This window comes from Basfia succiniciproducens, from assembly GCF_011455875.1.
Lineage (GTDB): Bacteria > Pseudomonadota > Gammaproteobacteria > Enterobacterales > Pasteurellaceae > Basfia > Basfia succiniciproducens.
The window spans coordinates 79,197-99,691 of the sequence record NZ_CP015031.1 but is presented as its reverse complement, the minus strand read 5'-3'; the positions used below and the strand labels follow the sequence as shown (position 1 = coordinate 99,691).

Below are 20,495 nucleotides of genomic sequence, written 5' to 3'. Positions count from 1 at the left end.
ACCTCCGCTTAATCAGCGCAATATTTGCGAAGTGCTTGGCGCATACCTTTTTCTAAAATAGCTTCTAGCTGTTGAGTGACGGTTTCGACTAACTGAGGAATTGTCGTTAAATCTTGTTCCCAATGCGTTTGTTGTTTTAATACATGCTGCACAAGCTGGAATAACGAAATCTCACCCGCCGCCTGTTCTCGCCACCAGGTTTTGAAATTCACCAACCAATGTTCGTCATCTTGCAAAGGAATCGCCTGTCCGTCCCGTTCGCCGCGATAAAAAGCGATAAGCGCCGCTAAAGCAAAGGTCAAGTGCGGTGGTAATTTTCCGAATTTTTCAACATAAGAAATCAATTGCGGCAAATTACGAGTACGGTATTTCGTCATGCTATTTAACGAAATAGATAACAACTGATGTTGAATAAACGGATTTTGGAAACGTTTAATCACCGCGTCGGCAAATTGCTGCAACTCATCTTGCGGTAGGGAGAGCACAGGAATAATTTCTTTATCCATGGAGCTTTTTACAAAACGACAAAGTTCTGCATCATTCATAGCTTCCCCCACCGTATTCACGCCCGCCATATAAGCTACCGGAACAAGTGCGGTATGCGCGCCGTTTAAAATAGCCACTTTGCGTTCTTTGTACGGTTTGATGTCATCAACAATTAATACGTTCAAATCCACTTGGTCTAAACGCAATAATTGCGCTAAAGATTTCGGGCCTTGAATTACAAATAAATGAAAATGTTCCGCGGTATCTAAGAAGGTATCTTTATAGCCCAGTTCCGCTTCCAATTCTGCCGCTTCAGCACGCGGATAACCGGTAACAATACGATCCACCAAAGTCGAGCAGAACGTATTGGCAGTCTCTAACCATTGAATAAATTCGGCGGATAAATTCCATTCTTTGGCATATTTAAATACCAGTTCTTTTAATTGTTCGCCGTTGTAATCAATTAATTCGCACGGCAATAAAATAAAGCCTTTGTCTTTATCACCATTTACCACGGAGAAGCGTTCATATAATAAACGGGTAAGTTTGGCAGGATAACTCACTTGCGGACGGTCATCAAATTTATCGTCCGCATGATAACTAATACCCGCTTCAGTGGTGTTAGAAAAAATAAATTTAATTTCTAAGTTATGGGCTAATTGTAAATATTCGTCATAACTTTGATAAATATTAATTTCATTATTAACCGAACGAATAATTCGGCTTTCTTTAACTTTATTTCCGTTTTCATCTAAACCGCGAATAATCGTAGTATAAAGCCCGTCTTGCGTATTTAATGACGGCGGAAAATCTGTATTAATCGGACGAATAATCGTCACCCCGGCATTTAAATCCGTTTTTTCATTTAGAATATCAATTTGCCAATCAATAAAGGCGCGTAAGAAGTTACCTTCACCGAATTGAATGATTTTGGTTGGGTGTTGGCGGCCGGGGTGGTTAGTTCTGTTTAATTGTTTCATAATAATCACTCCAATAGATTAATTCAGTTCGATTTCAAAATAACGTTTCGCATTATCAAAACAAATATCCGAAACCATTTGCCCTAATAATTTAATATCATGAGGCGCTTCTCCGTCCCGTACCCAACGCCCTAACATTTGGCAAAGAATACGACGGAAATATTCATGACGAGTGTAAGAAAGAAAACTACGGCTATCGGTGAGCATTCCCACAAAGTGGCTTAATAGGCCTAATTGACTCAATTGAGTCATTTGACGAATCATGCCGTCTTTTTGATCATTGAACCACCAACCCGAACCAAACTGCATTTTTCCGCGAATACCTGCTTGCTGATAATTACCGCACATAGTTGCAAGTACTTCATTATCACGTGGATTCAAGCAATATAAAATGGTCTTCGGTAACGCATTATTTGTACCTTGCTCATCAAGCAAACGAGATAATGAATAAGCCACGGGCTCATCGTGAATTGAATCAAATCCGGTATCCGGACCTAATAGCCTGAACATAAAGCTATTGTTATTACGCAATGCGCCGATATGATATTGTTGCACCCAATTCCGTTTGTGATATTGAGCGCCTAAGAAAACCAAAACTGCGGTCTTAAATTTCGCAATTTTTTCTTTTTCCAGATATCCGCCGGATAATCTTGTTGCAAGAATTTGATCTAATTCTGTTTCATCCGCCTTACCATATAGCACCACATCAAGCGCATGATCGGATACGCGACAACCGTGAACATGGAAATAATCAATACGCTTTTCCAATGCATTACATAATGTGGTAAACGAAGAAATTTCAATATTTGCCGCTTCACTTAATTTTTGAATATATTCGGAGAAAGTATCTAATTCAATATTAAAGGACTTATCAGGGCGGAAACTTGGGGCAACTTTTGTTTTAAACTCTGTATCTTTAGCAATAATACTATGTTGTTCTAAATTATCGATAGGATCATCTGTCGTACCAATAAATTTAACATTCATCCTTTGAATGATACCTTTTGCTGAAAATTCTTTTTGTTGTAATAACCCATTAGCTTCATGCCAAATTTCCTCTGCTGTCACAGGGGAAAGTAATTTTCCTGTTATACCAAAAGGACGACGTAATTCCAAATGAGTCCAGTGATAAAGTGGATTACCTATAGTATGAGGAACGGTTTCAGCCCAGGCAAGAAATTTATCATAATCCGACTGTTCACCTGTACAATAGCTTTCATCCACTCCGTGGGTTCTCATTGCTCGCCATTTATAGTGATCTCCTTTCAACCAAATATCATATAAATTCTTGAATTGATAATCCGTTGCAATTTGTTCCGGTGGCAAATGGCAATGGTAATCAAAAATAGGTTGATTTTCCGCATAATCAAAAAAAAGTTCTTTTGCTACATCAGTATCAAGTAAAAAATTATCAGTTAAAAAATTGTTCATTCTTCTCTCTCCTATTTGGTTCTAAACCTTAAAATATGTTATACCAAAAATAAAATAATAATTTAATTTTTTTTGTGATCGTCATCACAAACCTAAAAACTTATACGATAAATTTTATTTTTTTATTGCTAATATATATCTAAATAAATTTTTATGTACAAATCATTGATTCACTCTAACTAAATAAACATAAGTTATTATACCACTAAACGCAAATGGAGATGATTTATTATGAAACTAAACAAACTTTTGTTATCAAGTTTATGCGTGGCATTACCTATGTTAGCAATGTCTAGCAATGCTTTCGCACAACGAGTTACCTTAAAACTGGCTCATAACTTAGAACAATCGCATGTGGTGCATCAAGCCTTAGCACAAATGGCAAAAGAGGTGAAAGAAAAATCCAACGGTGAATTAAATATTCGGATTTATCCAAGCGGTCAAATGGGTGGTCCGCGAGAAACCATTGAATTAATCCAAAATGATGCTTTAGATATGACCAAAGCAAGTGCAAGTGAGATGGAATCCTTTGTGAAAGAATTCTCCGTATTTAGTAGCCCTTATCTATTCGATAACGACGAACATTTCAAAAAAGTGCTGTTTGGCGAAGTCGGTAAAGAAATTGCCGATAAAACAAAATCCAGTGGATTTGACATATTAGCTTCTTATGTTGCCGGTACCCGCAGTTTCTATACAAAAAAACCAATTAATTCACCGGCAGATATGAAAGGCTTGAAAATTCGCGTGGTTTCAACGCCGACAACAAATAAACTCATAGAACTATTGGGCGGATCGCCTGCACCGATTCCATTCGGTGAAGTTTATACCGCACTTCAACAAGGCGTAATTGACGGTGCGGAAAATAATATTCCTTCTTATAATCAAACACGGCATGTTGAAGTCGCTAAATTCTATATTGAAGATCAACATACCAGTGTGCCCGATTATCTTATTATCTCAAGTAAAACCTGGGCAAAACTAGATGATAATCAACGTAAAATTTTACAGGAAGCCGCTACAAATTCTGAAGCGCTTCAACAAAAGCTATGGGATGCAGAAGTTGAAAAATCCCGTGCCGAAGCGGAAAAAGTAGGCGCAACCTTTATTACCGTGGATAAAACGCCATTCCGTGAAGCATTAAAACCACTCTATGATGATTTTGCTAAAGATCCTAATTTAGCTACATTAATTGAAAAAATAAAAACCGTAAGTAGCAAATAAATGCTATTCATCCCCTTTTTTTATAAAGGGGATGAAAACTCTTTTATATTAGGAGCTACGCTATGCGATTCGAGAAACTCAAAAAACCCGTTGATGTCTTTATTTCAACCTTTTCCATTATTGTAATGGTCCTGTTAGTTATCTGTGTAACCTGGCAGGTGTTCAGTCGTTACGTCCTGCAAATACCCAGCACCATTACCGATGAAATCGCCCGCTTCAGTATGATTTGGGTCGGCTTGTTAGGCGCCGCTTATACCGTCGGGCTACAAAAACACCTTTCTATTGATTTATTTACCCATAATTTAACCCCGCGCAACAAAGCCTTCAGTCACCTCTTTATTAACTTCTGTATTATGGGCTTTTCTCTCGGTGTGATGATTTTCGGCGGACTCACCTTAATTTCTAACGTCTATGCCTCCGGCCAGCTTTCTCCTTCCATGCAGATTCCCATGGCCTATATTTATCTCGCCCTGCCTTTAAGCGGCTTGTTGATGCTGTTTTACAGCATCTTGTTCTTCATTGATAATCTTCATTCCTTAAAGGAGTATGACTGATGGATGCGTTATTATCTTGGGAATGGTTTGTTCCCGCCGTGATGTTTTTCTCTTTCTTTGTATTGGTGTTTGTGGGCGTGCCGATTTCTTTTTCTATCGGGATTGCTACCTTGGCCGCCGCCGCATTCATGTTACCTTTTGAGACCACCTTAATTGTCTCCGGACAAAAAATCGCCACCGGATTAGACAGTTTTTCCTTGCTTGCCATTCCGTTTTTTATTCTCGCCGGCTCACTGATGAATAGCGGCGGGATTGCCACCCGGTTAATTAACTTCTCTCAAATTTTAGTCGGTCGTATTCCCGGCTCCCTGGGGCATACCAATGTGATGGCGAATATGATGTTCGGCTCGATTTCCGGGTCGGCCGTAGCCGCTGCCGCCGCCGTAGGCGGTACTATGGCGCCGTTACAGGCTAAAGCCGGCTACGACCCGGCTTATTCCGCCGCCATTAATGTCTCTTCCTGTATCTCCGGATTATTGATTCCGCCCTCCAATGTCATGATTGTCTATGCATTAACTGCCGGCGGCATTTCCGTTGCCACCCTCTTTATGGCCGGTTATGTGCCCGGTATTTTAATGGGCTTCGGGATTATGGCGATGAATTATATCATTGCAAGAAAACGCCGTTATCCGGTATCGGATAAACCGACCTTTGCCGAAGTGGTTAAATATTCCTTAGATGCCGTTCCAAGCCTATTAATGGTGGTGGTCGTCATGGGCGGGATTTTAGGCGGCGTCTTTACCGCTACCGAAGCCTCCGCCATTGCCGTAGTCTATACCTTTATACTTTCCGTCATTATTTATCGTGAAATTAAGTTAACTCAATTGCCGAAAATCATTTTGGACGCCATTGTCACCACCTCTATCGTGCTGTTCCTCATCGGTGTCTCCGTCGCCATGTCCTGGGCGATGACTAACGCCGATATTCCTTATATGGTTAACGAGTTATTAATCAGCGTATCCGATAATCTGATTGTGATTTTATTAATCATCAATATGTTATTATTAGTTATCGGTATCTTTATGGATATGACCCCCGCCGTCTTAATCTTTACCCCTATCTTTTTACCTATTGTCAAAGAATTGGGGATGGACCCCGTCCATTTCGGCATTATGATGATTTTCAATCTCTGTATCGGTTTATGTACCCCGCCTGTCGGTAGCGCATTATTTGTCGGCTGCTCCGTTTCCGGTGTAAAACTACAAGATTTAATCAAACCTATGTTGCCTTTCTTTGCCGTGTTGGTCATCACCTTATTGATGGTCACCTATATCCCGCAATTATCGTTATTTTTACCGGGATTGTTTGGGTTATAAATTCACCTTCTTATTTATATAGTTGCTATTTATTGACTGATAGCAACTATTTCAATTTTTCCAAAACAATTTGTGTTATAATTCATCATAATATGTTCTACCAATAAGCAATTAGTATGAAACCATCAGATAATCAACGGCTATATCAACAATTAGCCCAAGAATTAAAAAACAGAATTACTACCGGTACTTATAAAGTCGGCGATAAATTACCTGCCGAACGTTTTATTTCCGAAGAAATGAATGTTAGCCGTACTGTTGTCCGAGAGGCGATTATCATGCTTGAAGTCGAAGGTTTTGTTGAAGTAAAAAAAGGCTCCGGCATTCATGTAATATCCCAAACACCTAAAGATTCAATTGTTTCTACGGAAAACAAAGGACTTGAATTTTCAGCCTGCGGTCCTTTTGAATTACTACAAGCTCGTCAATTAATTGAAAGCATAGTTGCTGAATTTGCCGCAACACAAGCAACTAAAGAAGATATTATCGATATCATGGAAATTCAGAAAAATGCCCGGCAAGAAGACCGTTTCCGTGACTCACAATGGGATTTAAAATTTCACACAAAAATTGCACAAATCACAAGAAATAGCGCATTAATTACCATTGTCCAGGAAATGTGGCGTCAACGAGTACTTAATCCTTATTGGATCAAGTTACATGAACATATTGATGCAAAATCTATCGATAGCTGGTGCAATGAACATGATGCGATACTGCAAGCACTGATAAAAAAAGATCCTCATGCAGCCAAAATAGCCATGTGGCAACATCTGGAAAACACAAAACAAATGTTGTTTAATGGAGCCAATGATGATTTCGAAATAGAAATTGATAAATTCCGCTTTTCCGACAACCCGGTTATTCATTTAAATAAATACGCGGATAAAAAGAAACCGAATAACACCAAATTGTAAAGCTTCTCATTAGATATATCCACACGGCTTTTCGTCTGTCAAATTTAATTATTGATGGGTGATTGCGCACATTTTACAATGTACGCCTAACATTAAGTTGTAAAGAAATACTCTCATGCAAACCTACTTACAAAAATATTGGAACTATTTACGTAACGAACGTCAGGTAAGTTCTTATACTTTAACCAATTATCAGCGCCAAATGGATGCTGTGATGAAAATCCTGCAGGAAAATGATATTCAAAACTGGCGGCAGGTTTCGCCGAGTGTCGTGCGTTTTATTCTTGCGCAAAGTAAAAAATCCGGGTTGCATGAGAAAAGTCTTGCGTTGCGCCTCTCGGCATTGCGCCAATTTCTCGCTTTTTTGGTGGTTCAGGGAGAACTGAAAGTAAATTCTGCAATAGGTATTTCCGCACCAAAACAGGGCAAACATTTGCCTAAAAATATAAATGCCGAACAACTCAACAAATTACTCGATAACAACAGCAAAGAACCCATTGATTTGCGCGATAAAGCGATGTTGGAATTAATGTACAGTTCCGGATTGCGATTATCCGAATTACAGGGATTAAACTTAACCAGCTTAAATTTTCGTTCACGGGAAATTCGAGTCTTAGGGAAAGGAAATAAAGAACGGATTTTGCCGTTTGGCCGTCACGCCTCTCACGCGGTACAGGAATGGCTGAAAGTCCGTCTGCTTTTTAATCCGAAAGACGATGCTTTATTTGTAAGTTCGCTGGGGAATCGAATGTCAAACCGTTCCATTCAAAAACGAATGGAAATCTGGGGCGTTCGCCAAGGATTAAACAGCCATTTGAATCCCCATAAACTGCGCCATTCCTTTGCAACGCAAATGCTGGAAGCCAGTTCCGATTTACGTGCGGTACAAGAATTATTAGGCCACAGCAATCTTTCTACCACACAAATTTATACGCACTTAAATTTTCAGCACTTAGCCGAAGTATATGATCAGGCTCACCCTAGAGCTAAGCGCCGCAAATAGGAAATTTCATGAAATTTTACCGCACTTTAGAAGATTTTAAGGTTATCTCTTTTGATTTGGACGATACGCTTTATGATAATTCGCAGGTTATTTTAGATGCGGAGCGGCATTCGGTGGATTTTTTACGGAAAATCAGCCAGATTCCGCAATTGGACGGCGGTTATTGGCGGTATTGGAAAAATAAAACCGCACTGGATTTTCCGCTTTTGGCGGAAGATGTCACCCAATGGCGAATAAAAACTATCGTCGAGTTGTTGCGGGCTCATCAAAAAAGTGCGGTCGAAATTGAGCGAATTTCTCATGCGGCAATGGAAGATTTCTTTGAATGGCGGCATAAAATGCAGGTACCGCAGCAAAATTTTGAAGTATTAAATAAATTGAAGAGACAGTATAAATTAGCCGCATTAACCAACGGAAACGTAACGCCGTCAAGAGCGGGGTTTGATCAGTTCGAATTAGTACTCACCGGCGGTGTGCAAGGGCGGGCAAAGCCCCATCAGGATCTATTCCGCCAGACCGCCGGCTACTTTAATGTGCGGCCCCATGAAATTTTACACGTAGGCGATAATCTAGTCACAGATGTGCAAGGCGCCATTCAAGCGGGTTGTCAGGCGGTTTGGATTAATTTAACCGACAAAAAAATTCAGCATTTCAGTGAGGCGACATTAGTACCGACGTTCGAAATCACTGATTTAAATGAGTTGCTGTTCTTCCGCAACCTGTAGATAAATAAAGCCTGCCGTTCTATCTAGGCTGGAGAGCAAAAATTCAATTTTCAGCTTTTTTACAAAAATTTTCGTAAAATTATCAAATAAGGCGCTTATTCCCTTTCACAAAACTTTGAGTAAGTTATTTTTATTAAACTAGAATAATAATCTAAATATGCAAGCAAATTAAATATTTTATAAAACAAAATCCATCAATAAACTTAATATTTCATCAAATAACCTTATTTTATATATTGACATTATTTATAATCAGCGCATTATTAAAATTATTCAGTAAAAATCAGCAATAATCCAAGGACATAACCCTATGCGCGCACTCAAAAAAATTAGCCAGTTTTTGGCTAAAAATACGGCTCTCGTTATTATTTTAACGGCTTTATTCACATTTATCGTACCCGAAGCTTTTACCTGGGTGAAAGGTGATGCGCAGGTCTTGGTTTTAGGTATTATTATGCTTTCAATGGGAATGACATTAGGCGCAAAAGATTACCAAATTTTAGCCAAACGTCCGCTTGATATTTTAATCGGTACCGTTGCCCAATATACTATTATGCCTTTTGTAGCGATTAGTATTGCGCAAGCGTTCAATCTTTCCCCCGGTTTAACATTAGGTTTAGTGTTGGTAGGTACCTGCCCGGGTGGTGTTGCCTCTAATATTATGAGTTTTCTGTGTAAAGGCGACGTAGCGTTTTCGGTGGGCATGACCACCGTATCCACCATTATCGCACCGGTTATGACACCTCTTTTACTCAATTATTTAGTGGGTGAAACCATTGATATGGACGGTTGGGGCATGTTCAAATTTATGCTGCTGGTAACTATCTTACCGGTAGGCTTAGGTTCTTTATTTAATATGGGCTGCCATAAACAAAAATGGTTTAATGATGTGCGTTCCGTAATGCCCGGTGTTGCGGTTATCGCCTTTGCCTGCATTGTCGGCGGTGTAGTTGCCTTCCAGGGCGAACGTTTCTTAGAATCCGGCTTAATTATGCTTATGGCGATTGGCTGCCACAATATCACCGGCTATATTCTGGGCTTTGCCGCCGGCAGAGTATTCGGTATGAATACGGCAAAAAAACGCACTTTATCCATTGAAGTCGGCGTACAGAATGCCGGGCTTGCCACAGGTTTAAGTGCAAAATTCTTCCCAACCAATGCGGAATCCGTGGTAGCTTGTGCGGTTGCCTGCGTATGGCACTCGGTATCCGGCTCCGTATTAGCCAATATCTACCAGTGGTGGGATAAAAAACACGGCGAACCGGTAACTGAAATTCATGAAATCAAAAAACCGGTTACGGAATCAGTTTAACCCCTGAGTAAACGCCTCGGTTTTATTATAACGATATAAAGCCGGGGTGTTTTTTCGAAAAATACAATTTCGCTAATTTTATTAAAACCGGTAATACGATTACTCTTTTTTTTTTGAAATCATTAGCAAAGTCAACACTCAAAAAATCTCGTTTTTTGACCGCACTTTTCAAAAATAAAGGCTGAAATAATATTCAGCCTTTTGTCATTTGCATAAAATTACCGCTTACCGAACATACCGCCTAAGCCGCCAAGCGCACCTAAGCCGCCGCCCATCATTCCTTTCATACCGCGCATCATTTTCGCCATACCGCCGCTACGCATTTTTTTCATCATACGTTGCATTTCATCAAATTGTTTAAGCAATTTATTTACATCTTGCACCTGAGTGCCGGAACCCATTGCAATACGGCGACGACGCGAACCTTTGATAATGTCCGGGTTTGCCCTTTCTTTTAAAGTCATGGAATTAATGATGGCTTCCATTTTCACGAACATTTTATCATCAACTTGATTTTTCACATGTTCGGGTAAATTTTTCGCACCGGGCAATTTATCAAGCATAGACATCATGCCGCCCATTTTTTTCATTTCAATCAGTTGTTCGCGGAAATCCTCAAGGGTAAATTGATCACCTTTTTTGAACTTTTGCGCCATTTTTTCCGCTTTTTCATGATCAACGGAACGCTGTAAATCTTCAATTAAAGAAAGTACGTCTCCCATGCCTAAAATACGGGAAGCAACACGATCCGGATGGAATGGTTCCAACGCATCGGTTTTCTCACCCACACCAAGGAACTTAATCGGTTTACCGGTAATTTGACGAATAGACAACGCCGCACCGCCACGGGCGTCACCGTCCACTTTGGTTAAAATCACACCGGTTAAAGGCAAGGCTTCGTTAAAGGCTTTTGCCGTATTTGCCGCATCCTGCCCCGTCATAGCATCAACGGTAAATAAGGTTTCAATTGGGTTCAGTACTTCATGGATCCGTTTGATTTCGTCCATCATTTCGCCGTCAACATGTAAGCGACCTGCGGTATCCACAATTAAGACGTCGTAAAATTTAAGCTTAGCGTCCGCCAATGCCGCTTTGGCAATATCTACCGGATTTTGTTTGACATCAGAGGGGAAGAAATCCGCATCAACAGATTGAGCGAGGGTCTCCAATTGCTTAATTGCCGCCGGGCGATAAACGTCGGCAGAAACGACCAGTACTTTTTTCTTATGGCGTTCTTTTAAGAATTTCGCCAATTTACCCACAGAAGTAGTTTTACCGGCACCTTGCAAACCAGCCATTAAAATTACCGCCGGCGGTTGGCTGGCAAGATTTAAGCTCTCGTTGCTTTCGCCCATTGCGGATTCAAGTTCTTTTTGAACGATTTTTAAGAACTCCTGACCTGGAGTTAAACTTTTATTAACTTCTTCACCGAGAGCGCTTTCTTTCACTTTATTGATAAATTCGCGCACCACGGGAAGCGCAACATCCGCCTCCAATAACGCCATACGTACTTCGCGCAAGGTATCTTTGATATTATCTTCGGTTAAACGCCCTTTGCCGGTAATATTGCGCAGCGTTTTCGACAGACGATCCGATAAATTCTCAAACATTGTTCTCTTATCCTATTTTGTCTCGAGATAAAAATTTGCTGTCATTATACTTGAATTATCGGGATTTTCACCATTTATAGTGATTTCTCTCCCACAAACTAATAAATACTGGCGATTTTGTTAAACCCTCGCTAAAATTAAAAATATGATTGGTTACAGGATTAAGAATTATGTCGTTCGCTCTCTTTTCTGCTTTGTTTTATATTATAAGTATTTTGTTTATTGCCCCCATGCTGGCAAAAGCGCAATCAGGAGAACAAATTCAACGTCCGAATAAAAATTGGTTTATTTTGACCGCACTTTTCGCTGTAATTTGCCATTTCATCAGTTTATTTCCATTTTTCAGCAATTTATTCAGCGGCGAAAACTTTACGTTAATGGAAATCGGTTCCTTGATATCCGTGCTAATTGCCATTCTCGCTACTGTAGCTATCGCTTTAAAAATAAAAACATTCTGGTTTTTATTACCGATCATATATTGCTTTGCGACGATTAATGTCACACTCGCCGCCTTTGCACCAAGTCATGTAATACAAAATCTTGCGCAGGATCTAGGCTTACTGCTTCATATTTTATTAGCCATGTTCGCCTACGCCGTCTGTTTTATCGCCATGTTACAAAGCATTCAGTTAGCTTGGTTAGATCGTAAATTAAAAACCAAACAAATGGTTATTTCCCCTTTATTGCCGCCGTTAATGATGGTTGAACGTCATTTCTTCCGTGTGATGTTAAGCGGAGAAATTCTACTGACCCTGACCTTGCTCACCGGCGCGGTTTATCTTGCCGACTTTTTTGGCAATGAAAACATTCAAAAAGCGATATTCTCCTTTTTAGCCTGGATTGTTTATGCCGTCTTATTAATCGGACATTGGAAATACCGCTGGCGTGGAAAAAAAATGATAATTTATACCATTTCAGGTATGATTCTACTCACTATCGCCTATTTTGGTAGCCGGGCAATGCTTGGTATGAACTAAATCGGCTTAGAAAAGTGCGGTGAAAATTGGTGATAATTTCGGTTTAAAACCTATCAAAAAAATTTAAATTTTTTAACCGCACTTTTATGTTTAATTCAACAAAGGATTATTTACTTTGGACAGTATTCCCCTTAGTACGTTATTTATAACTCTCTTTATTCTCCTGATTCTCTCGGCCTATTTTTCCAGTTCGGAAACCGGATTGCTTTCTTTGAACCGTTATCGCATGCGCTATCTCGCCGAAAAAGGACATAAAGGCGCCAAAAAAACGGAAACTTTACTTAAAAAAACCGATAAATTACTCAGCCTGATTCTTATCTGCAATAATCTGGTCAATATTTCGGCTTCCGCTATCGCCACCATCATTGGTATGCGTTTGTACGGCGATATGGGTGTTGCCATCGCAACAGGCGTACTCACCTTTGTGATGCTGGTTTTTTCCGAAATTTATCCGAAAACAATTGCGGCGATCTATCCGGAAAAAGTAGCCTTTACCTCAAGCCACCTGTTAATTCTCTTGATGAAACTATTCTCACCTTTAGTTTTCTTCATGAATATTATTATTCAGGGGCTTATAAAGATTACCGGGCTGAAAACCGAAACAAAAGCGCATTCCATCAGCCCGGAAGAATTACGAGCCATTGTGAATGAATCGGGTAAATTTATACCTTCCGCTCACCAGAAAATGTTACTTTCTATTCTTGATTTAGAAGAAGTAACAGTCGATGACATTATGGTGCCGCGCAATGATATTTCGGGCATTGATATTGATGACGACTGGAAAGCGATTATGCGTCAGTTAAACCATGCACCGCACGGTCGCGTGGTACTTTATAAAGGCGATATGGAACAAAACGTATTAGGTATGCTGAGAGTTCGTGAGGCCTATCGCCTAATGATGGATAAAAACGAATTCACTAAAGAAATGCTTATTCGTGCCGTGGATGAAATTTATTACATTCCGGAAGGCACACCGCTCACTGCGCAATTATTAAACTTTCGTCACAGAAAAGAACGTATCGGCTTGGTGGTAGACGAATACGGCGATATTAAAGGCTTGGTCACACTGGAAGATATTTTAGAGGAAATCGTGGGTGAATTTACTACTTCAACCACCCCCTCTATCAATGAAGAGATCACCAAACAATCCGACGGTTCAATGATTATCGACGGCTCCGCAAATATCCGCGATATCAATAAAATGTTGAACTGGCATTTAAATACAGATGAAGCGCGCACCTTTAACGGGCTGATCCTGGAATATCTTGAAGAAATCCCACAGGAAGGAACGGTTTGTGAGATTGAAGGGTTACAAATTACTATTCTTGAAGTGAGCGAAAATATGGTGAAACAAGCAAAAGTCGTGAAATTATAACCGCACTTTTTTATATTTTCTCCCCCCTCAGTCACTTCGTGACAGCTCCCCCAGCTTTGTGGGGGAGCGATATTTTTGCCGTATTTTGATAACGCCAACGCCATTTCACTCCGTTCCCTCCCCCGCGAAGTCGGGCGAGGTGCCTGCAAGGCGGAGGGGGAAATCCCCGCCCCCTCAGTCACTTCGTGACAGCTCCCCCAGCTTTGTGGGGGAGCTATATTATTGCGTATTTTGATAACGACAACACTATTTCAATCCGTTCCCTCCCCCGCGAAGTCGGGCGAGGTGCCTGCAAGGCGGAGGGGGGCATAAAAACGCTATATCCGCACATTCTATAAGCCTTACTCTATTTTTTTATTTTTCATTTAAAAAAATGTGACATTTGTCATAAAAAAATTATTTTTATCGAAAAATTGAACCTTTTTCATTTTATGCAATTGAAAATAATTCGTATTAATGTTAAAAATGTAGCGATTTTTAAACCTAAGGATTATTGATGTATGAAAAAACTTAAAATCTCTTTACTGCCATTAACTGCTTTTGTTGCTGCGACGGTTCATGCCGAGACATTGGATACCATTGATGTGGTAAGCGACAACTTTTCTCCACAGGCGGAAAATATCGCCGCCAAAGGGGTAACAAAAGTTCGTCAGGCAACTAAAATGTCTGATGTGATCCGCGGTGTGCCGGGGGTAAACGTTAACGGTGCGCGTTCTACGGTGGAACGCTATAACATTCGCGGCGTGAGCGAAGAATATCTCAATGTCACCGTCGACGGCGCCCGTCAAAACGGTTATTCATTCCACCATAACGGTAACTACGGTATTGATCCCGAAATTCTAAAACGTGTTGATATTGATGTGGGTTCGAATTCCGTTTCGACCGGGGCGGGATCGCTCGGCGGTTCGATAAAATTTGAAACCGTTGATGCCGCAGATATGCTGGAAAAGGGGGAAAACTTCGGCGGTAAAGTAAAATACGGTTACGGTTCGAACGGTAATTCCAATCAGGGTACGGCAATGCTGTACGGTCGTCGCGGTAATCTAGATTTATTGGGTTATTTCAATTATCGCCACCAACGCGACGGTGAAGATGGTAACGGCTTGAAAAACAAAAATAAAGGTCATTTATCCAACTATTTGTTCAAGACAAAATATAATATCAGCAACGAACAATGGATAAAGGCTTCCGCAGAACGCTATACCAACACGGCGTTAAGTTGTTATCGAGCCAATATGGGGATGTGTTTGGGCGATGTGCCGCAGCCCGGCGAACCGGGTTATGTGGAGACAAACCACGGTAAAGCTTACACCGAACTGACCCGTAAAACCTACACCCTTTCTTATGGCTTTAATCCGGAACACAATAATTGGGTTAATATCAAAGCGAACACCTATAATACGGAAACTGAAGTGGCTTCAATGGGCTCGCCGAAATCTAAAGTCCGCACTGTGGGCGGTACGCTCTCCAATACATCCGAATTTGATTTAGGGGTAACCAGCCATCAATTTTTGGTTGGCGGAGAATATTACAATAGCAAAGCGCAAGCATTGGGCTCGGTAAATAATACCTATGTTGCCGACATGGACAGTACTTCCGTTTATGTGGAAGATAAAATTGCATTAGGCAATTTGATGATCATTCCCGGTGTCCGCTTCGATCATTATAAAGCGGATTTAGCCAGCGATTTCGATAAATCCTACCATCGTTTTTCAAAAGCGTTGGGGTTAAAATACAGCCTGACGGACAATTTGATCGTATTTGCCAATTATACCGAATTGTTTAAGGGACCGGATGCCGGCGAAATCTATTTGCGCGGAACCCGAGCCTATGACGGTAATTTAGAGGCTGCCCGCGGCGATAACAAAGAAGTCGGCTTTAGCTATGCTAAAGACGGTTTGTTCTCCGATATTGACGGTTTTTCCTTCACGGCTAAATATTTCAAAACCGATTATGACAATATCAATCAAACCGTATCGGCAAGCCGTTGTGTAAATACAAGTGCGATAAGTAGCGGCAGTATCTACTGTAATCTCGGTAAGGTCGACATCAAAGGGGTGGAAGCTCAAGCAAAATACCGTTATGAGGATACCTCATTCTCCGTCAGCTATGCCCGAGCCAGAAGCGAACAAAAATCTACCGGTTTAGCCGCCTTTGCCGACACCGGTGACCGCTATAACTTCACTTTAAGCCAATATATTTCGTCCGCTCAAGTTGAATTGGGTTGGAATACCATGTATGTGCGTGCGATTGATGTGGACGACTCGACCCTCAAAGAAAGCTATGCCGTAAGCAATATGTACGTCTCTTGGTCGCCGGCACAAGCGAAAGGCTTAGAATTAACCTTCGGTATTGATAATATCTTTGATAAAGCCTACAAAGATCACAGTACCCAATACTACGGTTCAGTGGACTTAGACCCGGGTCGTAATTATAAATTAAGCGTTTCTTACAAATTCTAATCTAACGTCATCCTTTAACCTTGGGGAAATGAAAATTTCCCCTTTTTTACCGCACTTTGATCTATTTCATAAATATTCTCTCATTAGATGAACTGTCAATATTTACCAATTTCCTCAACTTTGCTAAAATCTGTTTCTAATTGAAATTCATTCTCAATTATATTTAGAGACTTAATTCAAAGTCCGTTTCTTTCTTAACCAAGGTTTACCCAATGACAACAGCATTATTCGATTTTTTAAAAAATTATAGTGACTATATTATTCTCGGATTATTAGGCTTAATGAGCTTTATTATGATTTGGTTTGTAATTGAGCGTTTTATCTTCCTAAGCCGTGTAAAAGTCCATGCTTACAGTAATATCCATTCTTTAGATATTGATTTAAACCGCCATCTGACCATTATTTCCACCATAGGTGCCAACGCCCCTTACATCGGTTTACTGGGTACGGTTGTGGGCATCCTGCTTACTTTCTATGATTTAGGTAATTCCGGCGGCGACATAGATGCTTCAGCCATTATGTTACATTTGTCACTTGCCTTAAAAGCAACGGCAGTAGGGATTTTAGTCGCCATTCCGTCTATGGTGTTTTACAGCGCATTAGGACGCAAAGTAGAAGTTAACCGTTTAAAATGGAAAGCACTAAACAGCCAAAAAAATATAGGGGCGTAACGTGAAAAAATTTGATGAAATCAACATCATTCCCTTTATTGATATTATGTTGGTGCTGTTGGCGATTGTGCTGATCACCGCTTCCTTTATTTCACAAGGGAAAATTCAGGTTAACGTACCGAAAGCTTCCTCTACTGTGGCCTTCAAAGCGGATGATCTGGCTAAATTGTTGACTGTCACAGAAAAGGGTGAAATTTACTTTAACGACAAGCCGATTCAGCTAACCGAATTAGAACAGGAAATCAACGGCTGGGACAAAGAACAAAAAGTCACTTTAAAAGTCGATGCAAAATCTTCTTTTCAGGATTTTGTTTCCATTACTGACTTAATGGCAAAAAACGACATTAAAAACGTCGCTATTGTCACCGTGAAAGAAAAAGGCAAATAATATGCGAAGACCTTCCATTGCGGGCTTTCTCGGATCGTTGCTGTTTCACGGGGGAATTGTCGCCGCATTATTTTTTTCCTTTAAAGAAAACGATAATGCAAACGGCATGGCGGCACAAATTATCGACACTAATATTTCAATGGAAATGATGATGGCGACTATGGTTGAAGAAACACAGCCTACCGCTGAACCGGAACCGCAAACCAAAGAAGAAATCGTACAAAAAGAAGCGGTTGAAGACCCGACTCTGAAAAAAGAAAAACCTAAAGAGAAGCCGAAAGAAAAACCGAAAGAAAAGCCGAGAGAAAAACCGAAAGAAAAAGCCAAAAAAGTACCGCCGCCGGTACAACAAGGGATAAAAGCGGATAAGATTGTACTTTCCAATGCCAATGCGAATTCAAAAGCAACCGGCTTGAGCAATACGATAAATAGCGATAACCCGAATTTAGCGGGACAAGGAACCGGCTCATCTGAAGTTGATGCTTATAAAATCGCCCTTCGTCGGGAAATAGAACGCCATAAACGTTATTCCCAACGTGCAAAAATGATGCGTAAGCAAGGCACTGTAATTGTTGCTTTTAATATCGGCAATGACGGTTCGCTTTCAAATGCCCGTGTGGTTAAATCTTCCGGAACCGAAGATTTGGATAATTCCGCTTTAGAAGCGGTGAAAAACGCAAAATCCATCGGCCAGAAACCTGCAGGCATGGCAAATGCCATCAGCGTACCAATCGCCTTTACAATCCGATAGCGATTTGCACAAGCATTCAAATGGGAATACAATAAAAGTGCGGTTAAAAAATCAAAATTTTTAACCGCACTTTTTTCTTCTTTCCTTTCAAAATAATAAATCTTAAGGAATTTTCATGATTATCGGACCATTTATTAATGCCGGCGCCATTGTTTTCGGCGGGCTTATCGGTGCCGCTCTCGGCGGTCGAGTGCCGGAACGTCTTCGAACCAATCTTACCATGCTATTCGGGCTTTGTTCCATGTGTATGGGCATCGTTATGATAGCCAAAGTCGCTCAAATGCCGGCGATGATCCTTGCCTTGCTATTGGGTACCATATTAGGCGAATTAATTCTATTGGAACAAGGTATTAATAAATTAGCCTCAAAAACCAAAACCATTGTTGAAAAAATCTTACCGAATAATCAAAAAAAAGGTGTATCCCATGAAGAATTCCTGCAAAAATTCGTCGGTATCGTAATTTTATTTTCCTTTAGCGGAACAGGGATTTTCGGTTCAATGAACGAGGGATTGACCGGCGATTCAAGTATTCTTATTGTTAAAGCGTTTCTGGATTTCTTTACCGCCATAATCTTTGGCACGACACTGGGTTCCACTATTGCTACCGCCGCAATTCCGCAGACTGTTTTACAAATAGCGCTGGCTTATAGCGCCGTGTTAATTATCCCCTTAATCACGCCCGAGATGCGCGCGGATTTTGCCGCCGCAGGCGGTATGTTAATGGTGGCTACGGGCTTTCGCATTTGCGGGATTTTACACTTCCAAGTGGCTAATATGCTGCCCGCTCTCTTTATTATTATGCCGATCTCCGCAATCTGGTTGCAGATGATGGGCTAACGGAAAGTTACATAAAAAACACCATCTAAACCAGATGCTTAGATGGTGTTGTATCCACTGAATCTAAAGAAATTATTGCACCACAATCAATCCGATTGCACCTTTATCCGCCTGCATTAAATCCGAACTGCCGAAAATAAAGGGTTGTGTGTTTGATGACAGATTATCGAATTTCACTAAAATCCGTACTTTACCGTTTATCCAAACCGTATCTTTCCACACTAATTCGGCGGCATCCGTGGCTTTATCGTCGATACTTTCGATCACAAAACGGGCGCCCTGAATGCGGAATCCCGTCGGTATTGAACTGCTAATCGTCCAGCGTTCCACCGAACCTTGCTTTGCATTTACGTCAATACGGCGGGGATCAAAACGTTTTTGATTAATCATGCCGTTCGTAGCATCCAGATGGAATGAACGTTCCTGCTTAATTTGTGTCGGTAAAACGGCGGCTTCGCTGAATTGGAAACTCGGCTTGCCGTTAAAGACGGAAAGCAAACCTTCAGGACGCAATTCCAGCACCGTGTTATCCGCCAGCTCACCGTTGGAATTAAATAATAATTTTGCTTTGTCCAGTAATCCCCGTTTTGTGCCGACAATAAGAGAAACGTTTTCACCCTCATTGAGATCCACCAGGATTTCAACACGCTCGCCCGGGCCGACAAAAAATTGCTTCACCGTTTTACTTTGCGGCAAAAAACCCTGATCCTGCGCAATAATTAAAACGTCACGCTCATCATCCATACGTAAATCGTAGCCGCGGGAAAGCGAAGCATTTAATATGCGCAAACGTACCCAGCCCCGGGGAATATTGAGATAAGGCGCTTCCTGCCCGTTAACAAATAAGCGCTCGCCGTAAAAGTGCGGTTCGTTTTGCTGAAATAATTGAGTGCCGGCGCTATTAATACGCTGGTCCTGTAAAATCAACGGAATATCGTTCACGCCGTATTTATTCGGCAAATTCGCTTTACGGCTTTCATCGTCATCAATAATCCACATCCCCACCAAACCGCGGTAATTCTGATAAGCGGAACTTGCCAAAGTACAGGAATGATAATAGCAAGTACCGGCGGATTGCGTAATCGGCACAATAGGCGCCCAACCTTCGCCGGGTTTTAAACTGTGTCCGATACTTCCCAATAACTCGCCGGAAGTTTGCAAGCCCTGAATATTCAGCGCCACTAATTGAGTTAAATTGTTACGATAGTTCAATTTAACGAAATCGCCTTGTTTGACGCGCACCGTCGGGCCGAGATAACGTCCGTTAAATCCCCACACTTCCACTAATTTACCGTCAATCAGCGCCGTTTGCGTACTTTCCGTACTCAAAATAACGGGACGACCGCGACGGCTTTCAAGTAGCGGCGGAATAACCAACGGTTGCCGACTTGCCGCCAGCAAAGGCGCCGGCGTCGCCACAAGTGCGGTGGCAATCAGGGTTTTTTTGAAAAGTCGGCGGCGCGAATAATTTTCCATAA

Annotated in this window: 18 protein-coding genes; 14 read left to right on the top strand and 4 right to left on the bottom strand. The window is 41.1% G+C overall.

Annotated features, from left to right (window positions below; all coding sequences use genetic code 11):
- Positions 1-8 precede the first annotated feature (8 nt).
- Positions 9-1,466, bottom strand: coding sequence for a tagaturonate reductase (locus tag A4G13_RS00525; RefSeq protein ID WP_090654249.1), 1,458 nt, complete (start codon positions 1,464-1,466; stop codon positions 9-11).
- Between the two features lie 18 nt (positions 1,467-1,484).
- Positions 1,485-2,897 carry a glucuronate isomerase gene (uxaC, locus tag A4G13_RS00520; RefSeq protein WP_090654246.1) on the bottom strand — a complete coding sequence of 471 codons (1,413 nt, stop codon included), beginning with the start codon at positions 2,895-2,897 and terminating at the stop codon, positions 1,485-1,487.
- 231 nt (positions 2,898-3,128) lie between these two features.
- On the opposite strand from uxaC, the gene A4G13_RS00515 reads away from it, so the two are divergent.
- The 7 genes from A4G13_RS00515 (at position 3,129) to A4G13_RS00485 (ending at position 9,945) form a co-directional block, all read left to right on the top strand.
- The gene (locus A4G13_RS00515) at positions 3,129-4,118 is read left to right on the top strand and encodes a TRAP transporter substrate-binding protein (RefSeq protein WP_090654244.1); all 990 of its coding nucleotides are present in this window, start codon (positions 3,129-3,131) and stop codon (positions 4,116-4,118) included.
- Between the two features lie 62 nt (positions 4,119-4,180).
- Positions 4,181-4,672 carry a TRAP transporter small permease gene (locus A4G13_RS00510; RefSeq protein WP_090654241.1) on the top strand — a complete coding sequence of 164 codons (492 nt, stop codon included), beginning with the start codon at positions 4,181-4,183 and terminating at the stop codon, positions 4,670-4,672.
- A complete protein-coding gene (locus A4G13_RS00505; protein WP_100052465.1) occupies positions 4,672-5,988 on the top strand; it encodes a TRAP transporter large permease in 1,317 nt (438 codons plus the stop codon). Before A4G13_RS00510 ends, A4G13_RS00505 begins: the two co-directional genes overlap by 1 nt.
- A 116-nt stretch (positions 5,989-6,104) precedes the next feature.
- Positions 6,105-6,905, top strand: coding sequence for a transcriptional regulator ExuR (gene exuR / locus A4G13_RS00500; RefSeq protein ID WP_090655986.1), 801 nt, complete (start codon positions 6,105-6,107; stop codon positions 6,903-6,905).
- 115 nt (positions 6,906-7,020) lie between these two features.
- Positions 7,021-7,908 (top strand): tyrosine recombinase XerC, encoded by an 888-nt coding sequence (gene xerC, locus A4G13_RS00495; RefSeq protein WP_090655983.1) that lies wholly within the window; start codon positions 7,021-7,023, stop codon positions 7,906-7,908.
- Between the two features lie 8 nt (positions 7,909-7,916).
- Complete coding sequence (locus tag A4G13_RS00490; protein ID WP_090655980.1) at positions 7,917-8,633, top strand: HAD-IA family hydrolase; 717 nt, start codon at positions 7,917-7,919, stop codon at positions 8,631-8,633.
- A 310-nt stretch (positions 8,634-8,943) separates the two neighbouring features.
- Positions 8,944-9,945: a bile acid:sodium symporter family protein gene (locus A4G13_RS00485; protein WP_090655977.1), complete on the top strand. Its 1,002-nt coding sequence runs from the start codon at positions 8,944-8,946 to the stop codon at positions 9,943-9,945.
- Positions 9,946-10,163: 218 nt separating this feature from the next.
- Here the strand turns inward: A4G13_RS00485 and ffh are convergent, their stop codons facing one another.
- Positions 10,164-11,555, bottom strand: a complete 1,392-nt coding sequence (gene ffh / locus A4G13_RS00480) for a signal recognition particle protein (RefSeq protein WP_090655973.1) — start codon at positions 11,553-11,555, stop codon at positions 10,164-10,166.
- A 170-nt stretch (positions 11,556-11,725) separates the two neighbouring features.
- Here ffh and A4G13_RS00475 point away from each other — a divergent pair, with 170 nt between their 5' ends.
- The 7 genes from A4G13_RS00475 (at position 11,726) to A4G13_RS00445 (ending at position 19,017) form a co-directional block, all read left to right on the top strand.
- The gene (locus A4G13_RS00475; protein ID WP_041639548.1) at positions 11,726-12,532 is read left to right on the top strand and encodes a cytochrome C assembly family protein; all 807 of its coding nucleotides are present in this window, start codon (positions 11,726-11,728) and stop codon (positions 12,530-12,532) included.
- Positions 12,533-12,647: 115 nt separating this feature from the next.
- Positions 12,648-13,907 (top strand): HlyC/CorC family transporter, encoded by a 1,260-nt coding sequence (locus A4G13_RS00470; RefSeq protein ID WP_011199696.1) that lies wholly within the window; start codon positions 12,648-12,650, stop codon positions 13,905-13,907.
- Between the two features lie 500 nt (positions 13,908-14,407).
- Positions 14,408-16,369, top strand: a complete 1,962-nt coding sequence (locus tag A4G13_RS00465) for a TonB-dependent receptor domain-containing protein (protein WP_090655970.1) — start codon at positions 14,408-14,410, stop codon at positions 16,367-16,369.
- A 212-nt stretch (positions 16,370-16,581) separates the two neighbouring features.
- Positions 16,582-17,040, top strand: a complete 459-nt coding sequence (gene exbB, locus A4G13_RS00460; RefSeq protein WP_011199694.1) for a TonB-system energizer ExbB — start codon at positions 16,582-16,584, stop codon at positions 17,038-17,040.
- 1 nt (position 17,041) lies between these two features.
- Positions 17,042-17,428, top strand: coding sequence for a TonB system transport protein ExbD (gene exbD / locus A4G13_RS00455; protein WP_011199693.1), 387 nt, complete (start codon positions 17,042-17,044; stop codon positions 17,426-17,428).
- Between the two features lies 1 nt (position 17,429).
- Positions 17,430-18,179, top strand: coding sequence for a TonB family protein (locus tag A4G13_RS00450; RefSeq protein ID WP_090655967.1), 750 nt, complete (start codon positions 17,430-17,432; stop codon positions 18,177-18,179).
- A 115-nt stretch (positions 18,180-18,294) separates the two neighbouring features.
- Positions 18,295-19,017: a DUF554 domain-containing protein gene (locus tag A4G13_RS00445; protein WP_011199691.1), complete on the top strand. Its 723-nt coding sequence runs from the start codon at positions 18,295-18,297 to the stop codon at positions 19,015-19,017.
- Between the two features lie 72 nt (positions 19,018-19,089).
- On the opposite strand, the gene A4G13_RS00440 is transcribed toward A4G13_RS00445, so the two are convergent.
- The gene (locus tag A4G13_RS00440; protein ID WP_090655964.1) at positions 19,090-20,493 is read right to left on the bottom strand and encodes a multicopper oxidase domain-containing protein; all 1,404 of its coding nucleotides are present in this window, start codon (positions 20,491-20,493) and stop codon (positions 19,090-19,092) included.
- Positions 20,494-20,495: the final 2 nt, after the last annotated feature.

What these genes read in the sequence shown, in the direction of transcription:
- A4G13_RS00525 (WP_090654249.1), bottom strand. Translation starts at nt 1,466, where the DNA reads ATGAAACAATTAAACAGAACTAACCACCCCGGCCGCCAACACCCAACC.
- uxaC (WP_090654246.1), bottom strand. Translation starts at nt 2,897, where the DNA reads ATGAACAATTTTTTAACTGATAATTTTTTACTTGATACTGATGTAGCA.
- A4G13_RS00515 (WP_090654244.1), top strand. Translation starts at nt 3,129, where the DNA reads ATGAAACTAAACAAACTTTTGTTATCAAGTTTATGCGTGGCATTACCT.
- A4G13_RS00510 (WP_090654241.1), top strand. Translation starts at nt 4,181, where the DNA reads ATGCGATTCGAGAAACTCAAAAAACCCGTTGATGTCTTTATTTCAACC.
- A4G13_RS00505 (WP_100052465.1), top strand. Translation starts at nt 4,672, where the DNA reads ATGGATGCGTTATTATCTTGGGAATGGTTTGTTCCCGCCGTGATGTTT.
- exuR (WP_090655986.1), top strand. Translation starts at nt 6,105, where the DNA reads ATGAAACCATCAGATAATCAACGGCTATATCAACAATTAGCCCAAGAA.
- xerC (WP_090655983.1), top strand. Translation starts at nt 7,021, where the DNA reads ATGCAAACCTACTTACAAAAATATTGGAACTATTTACGTAACGAACGT.
- A4G13_RS00490 (WP_090655980.1), top strand. Translation starts at nt 7,917, where the DNA reads ATGAAATTTTACCGCACTTTAGAAGATTTTAAGGTTATCTCTTTTGAT.
- A4G13_RS00485 (WP_090655977.1), top strand. Translation starts at nt 8,944, where the DNA reads ATGCGCGCACTCAAAAAAATTAGCCAGTTTTTGGCTAAAAATACGGCT.
- ffh (WP_090655973.1), bottom strand. Translation starts at nt 11,555, where the DNA reads ATGTTTGAGAATTTATCGGATCGTCTGTCGAAAACGCTGCGCAATATT.
- A4G13_RS00475 (WP_041639548.1), top strand. Translation starts at nt 11,726, where the DNA reads ATGTCGTTCGCTCTCTTTTCTGCTTTGTTTTATATTATAAGTATTTTG.
- A4G13_RS00465 (WP_090655970.1), top strand. Translation starts at nt 14,408, where the DNA reads ATGAAAAAACTTAAAATCTCTTTACTGCCATTAACTGCTTTTGTTGCT.
- exbB (WP_011199694.1), top strand. Translation starts at nt 16,582, where the DNA reads ATGACAACAGCATTATTCGATTTTTTAAAAAATTATAGTGACTATATT.
- A4G13_RS00450 (WP_090655967.1), top strand. Translation starts at nt 17,430, where the DNA reads ATGCGAAGACCTTCCATTGCGGGCTTTCTCGGATCGTTGCTGTTTCAC.
- A4G13_RS00445 (WP_011199691.1), top strand. Translation starts at nt 18,295, where the DNA reads ATGATTATCGGACCATTTATTAATGCCGGCGCCATTGTTTTCGGCGGG.
- A4G13_RS00440 (WP_090655964.1), bottom strand. Translation starts at nt 20,493, where the DNA reads ATGGAAAATTATTCGCGCCGCCGACTTTTCAAAAAAACCCTGATTGCC.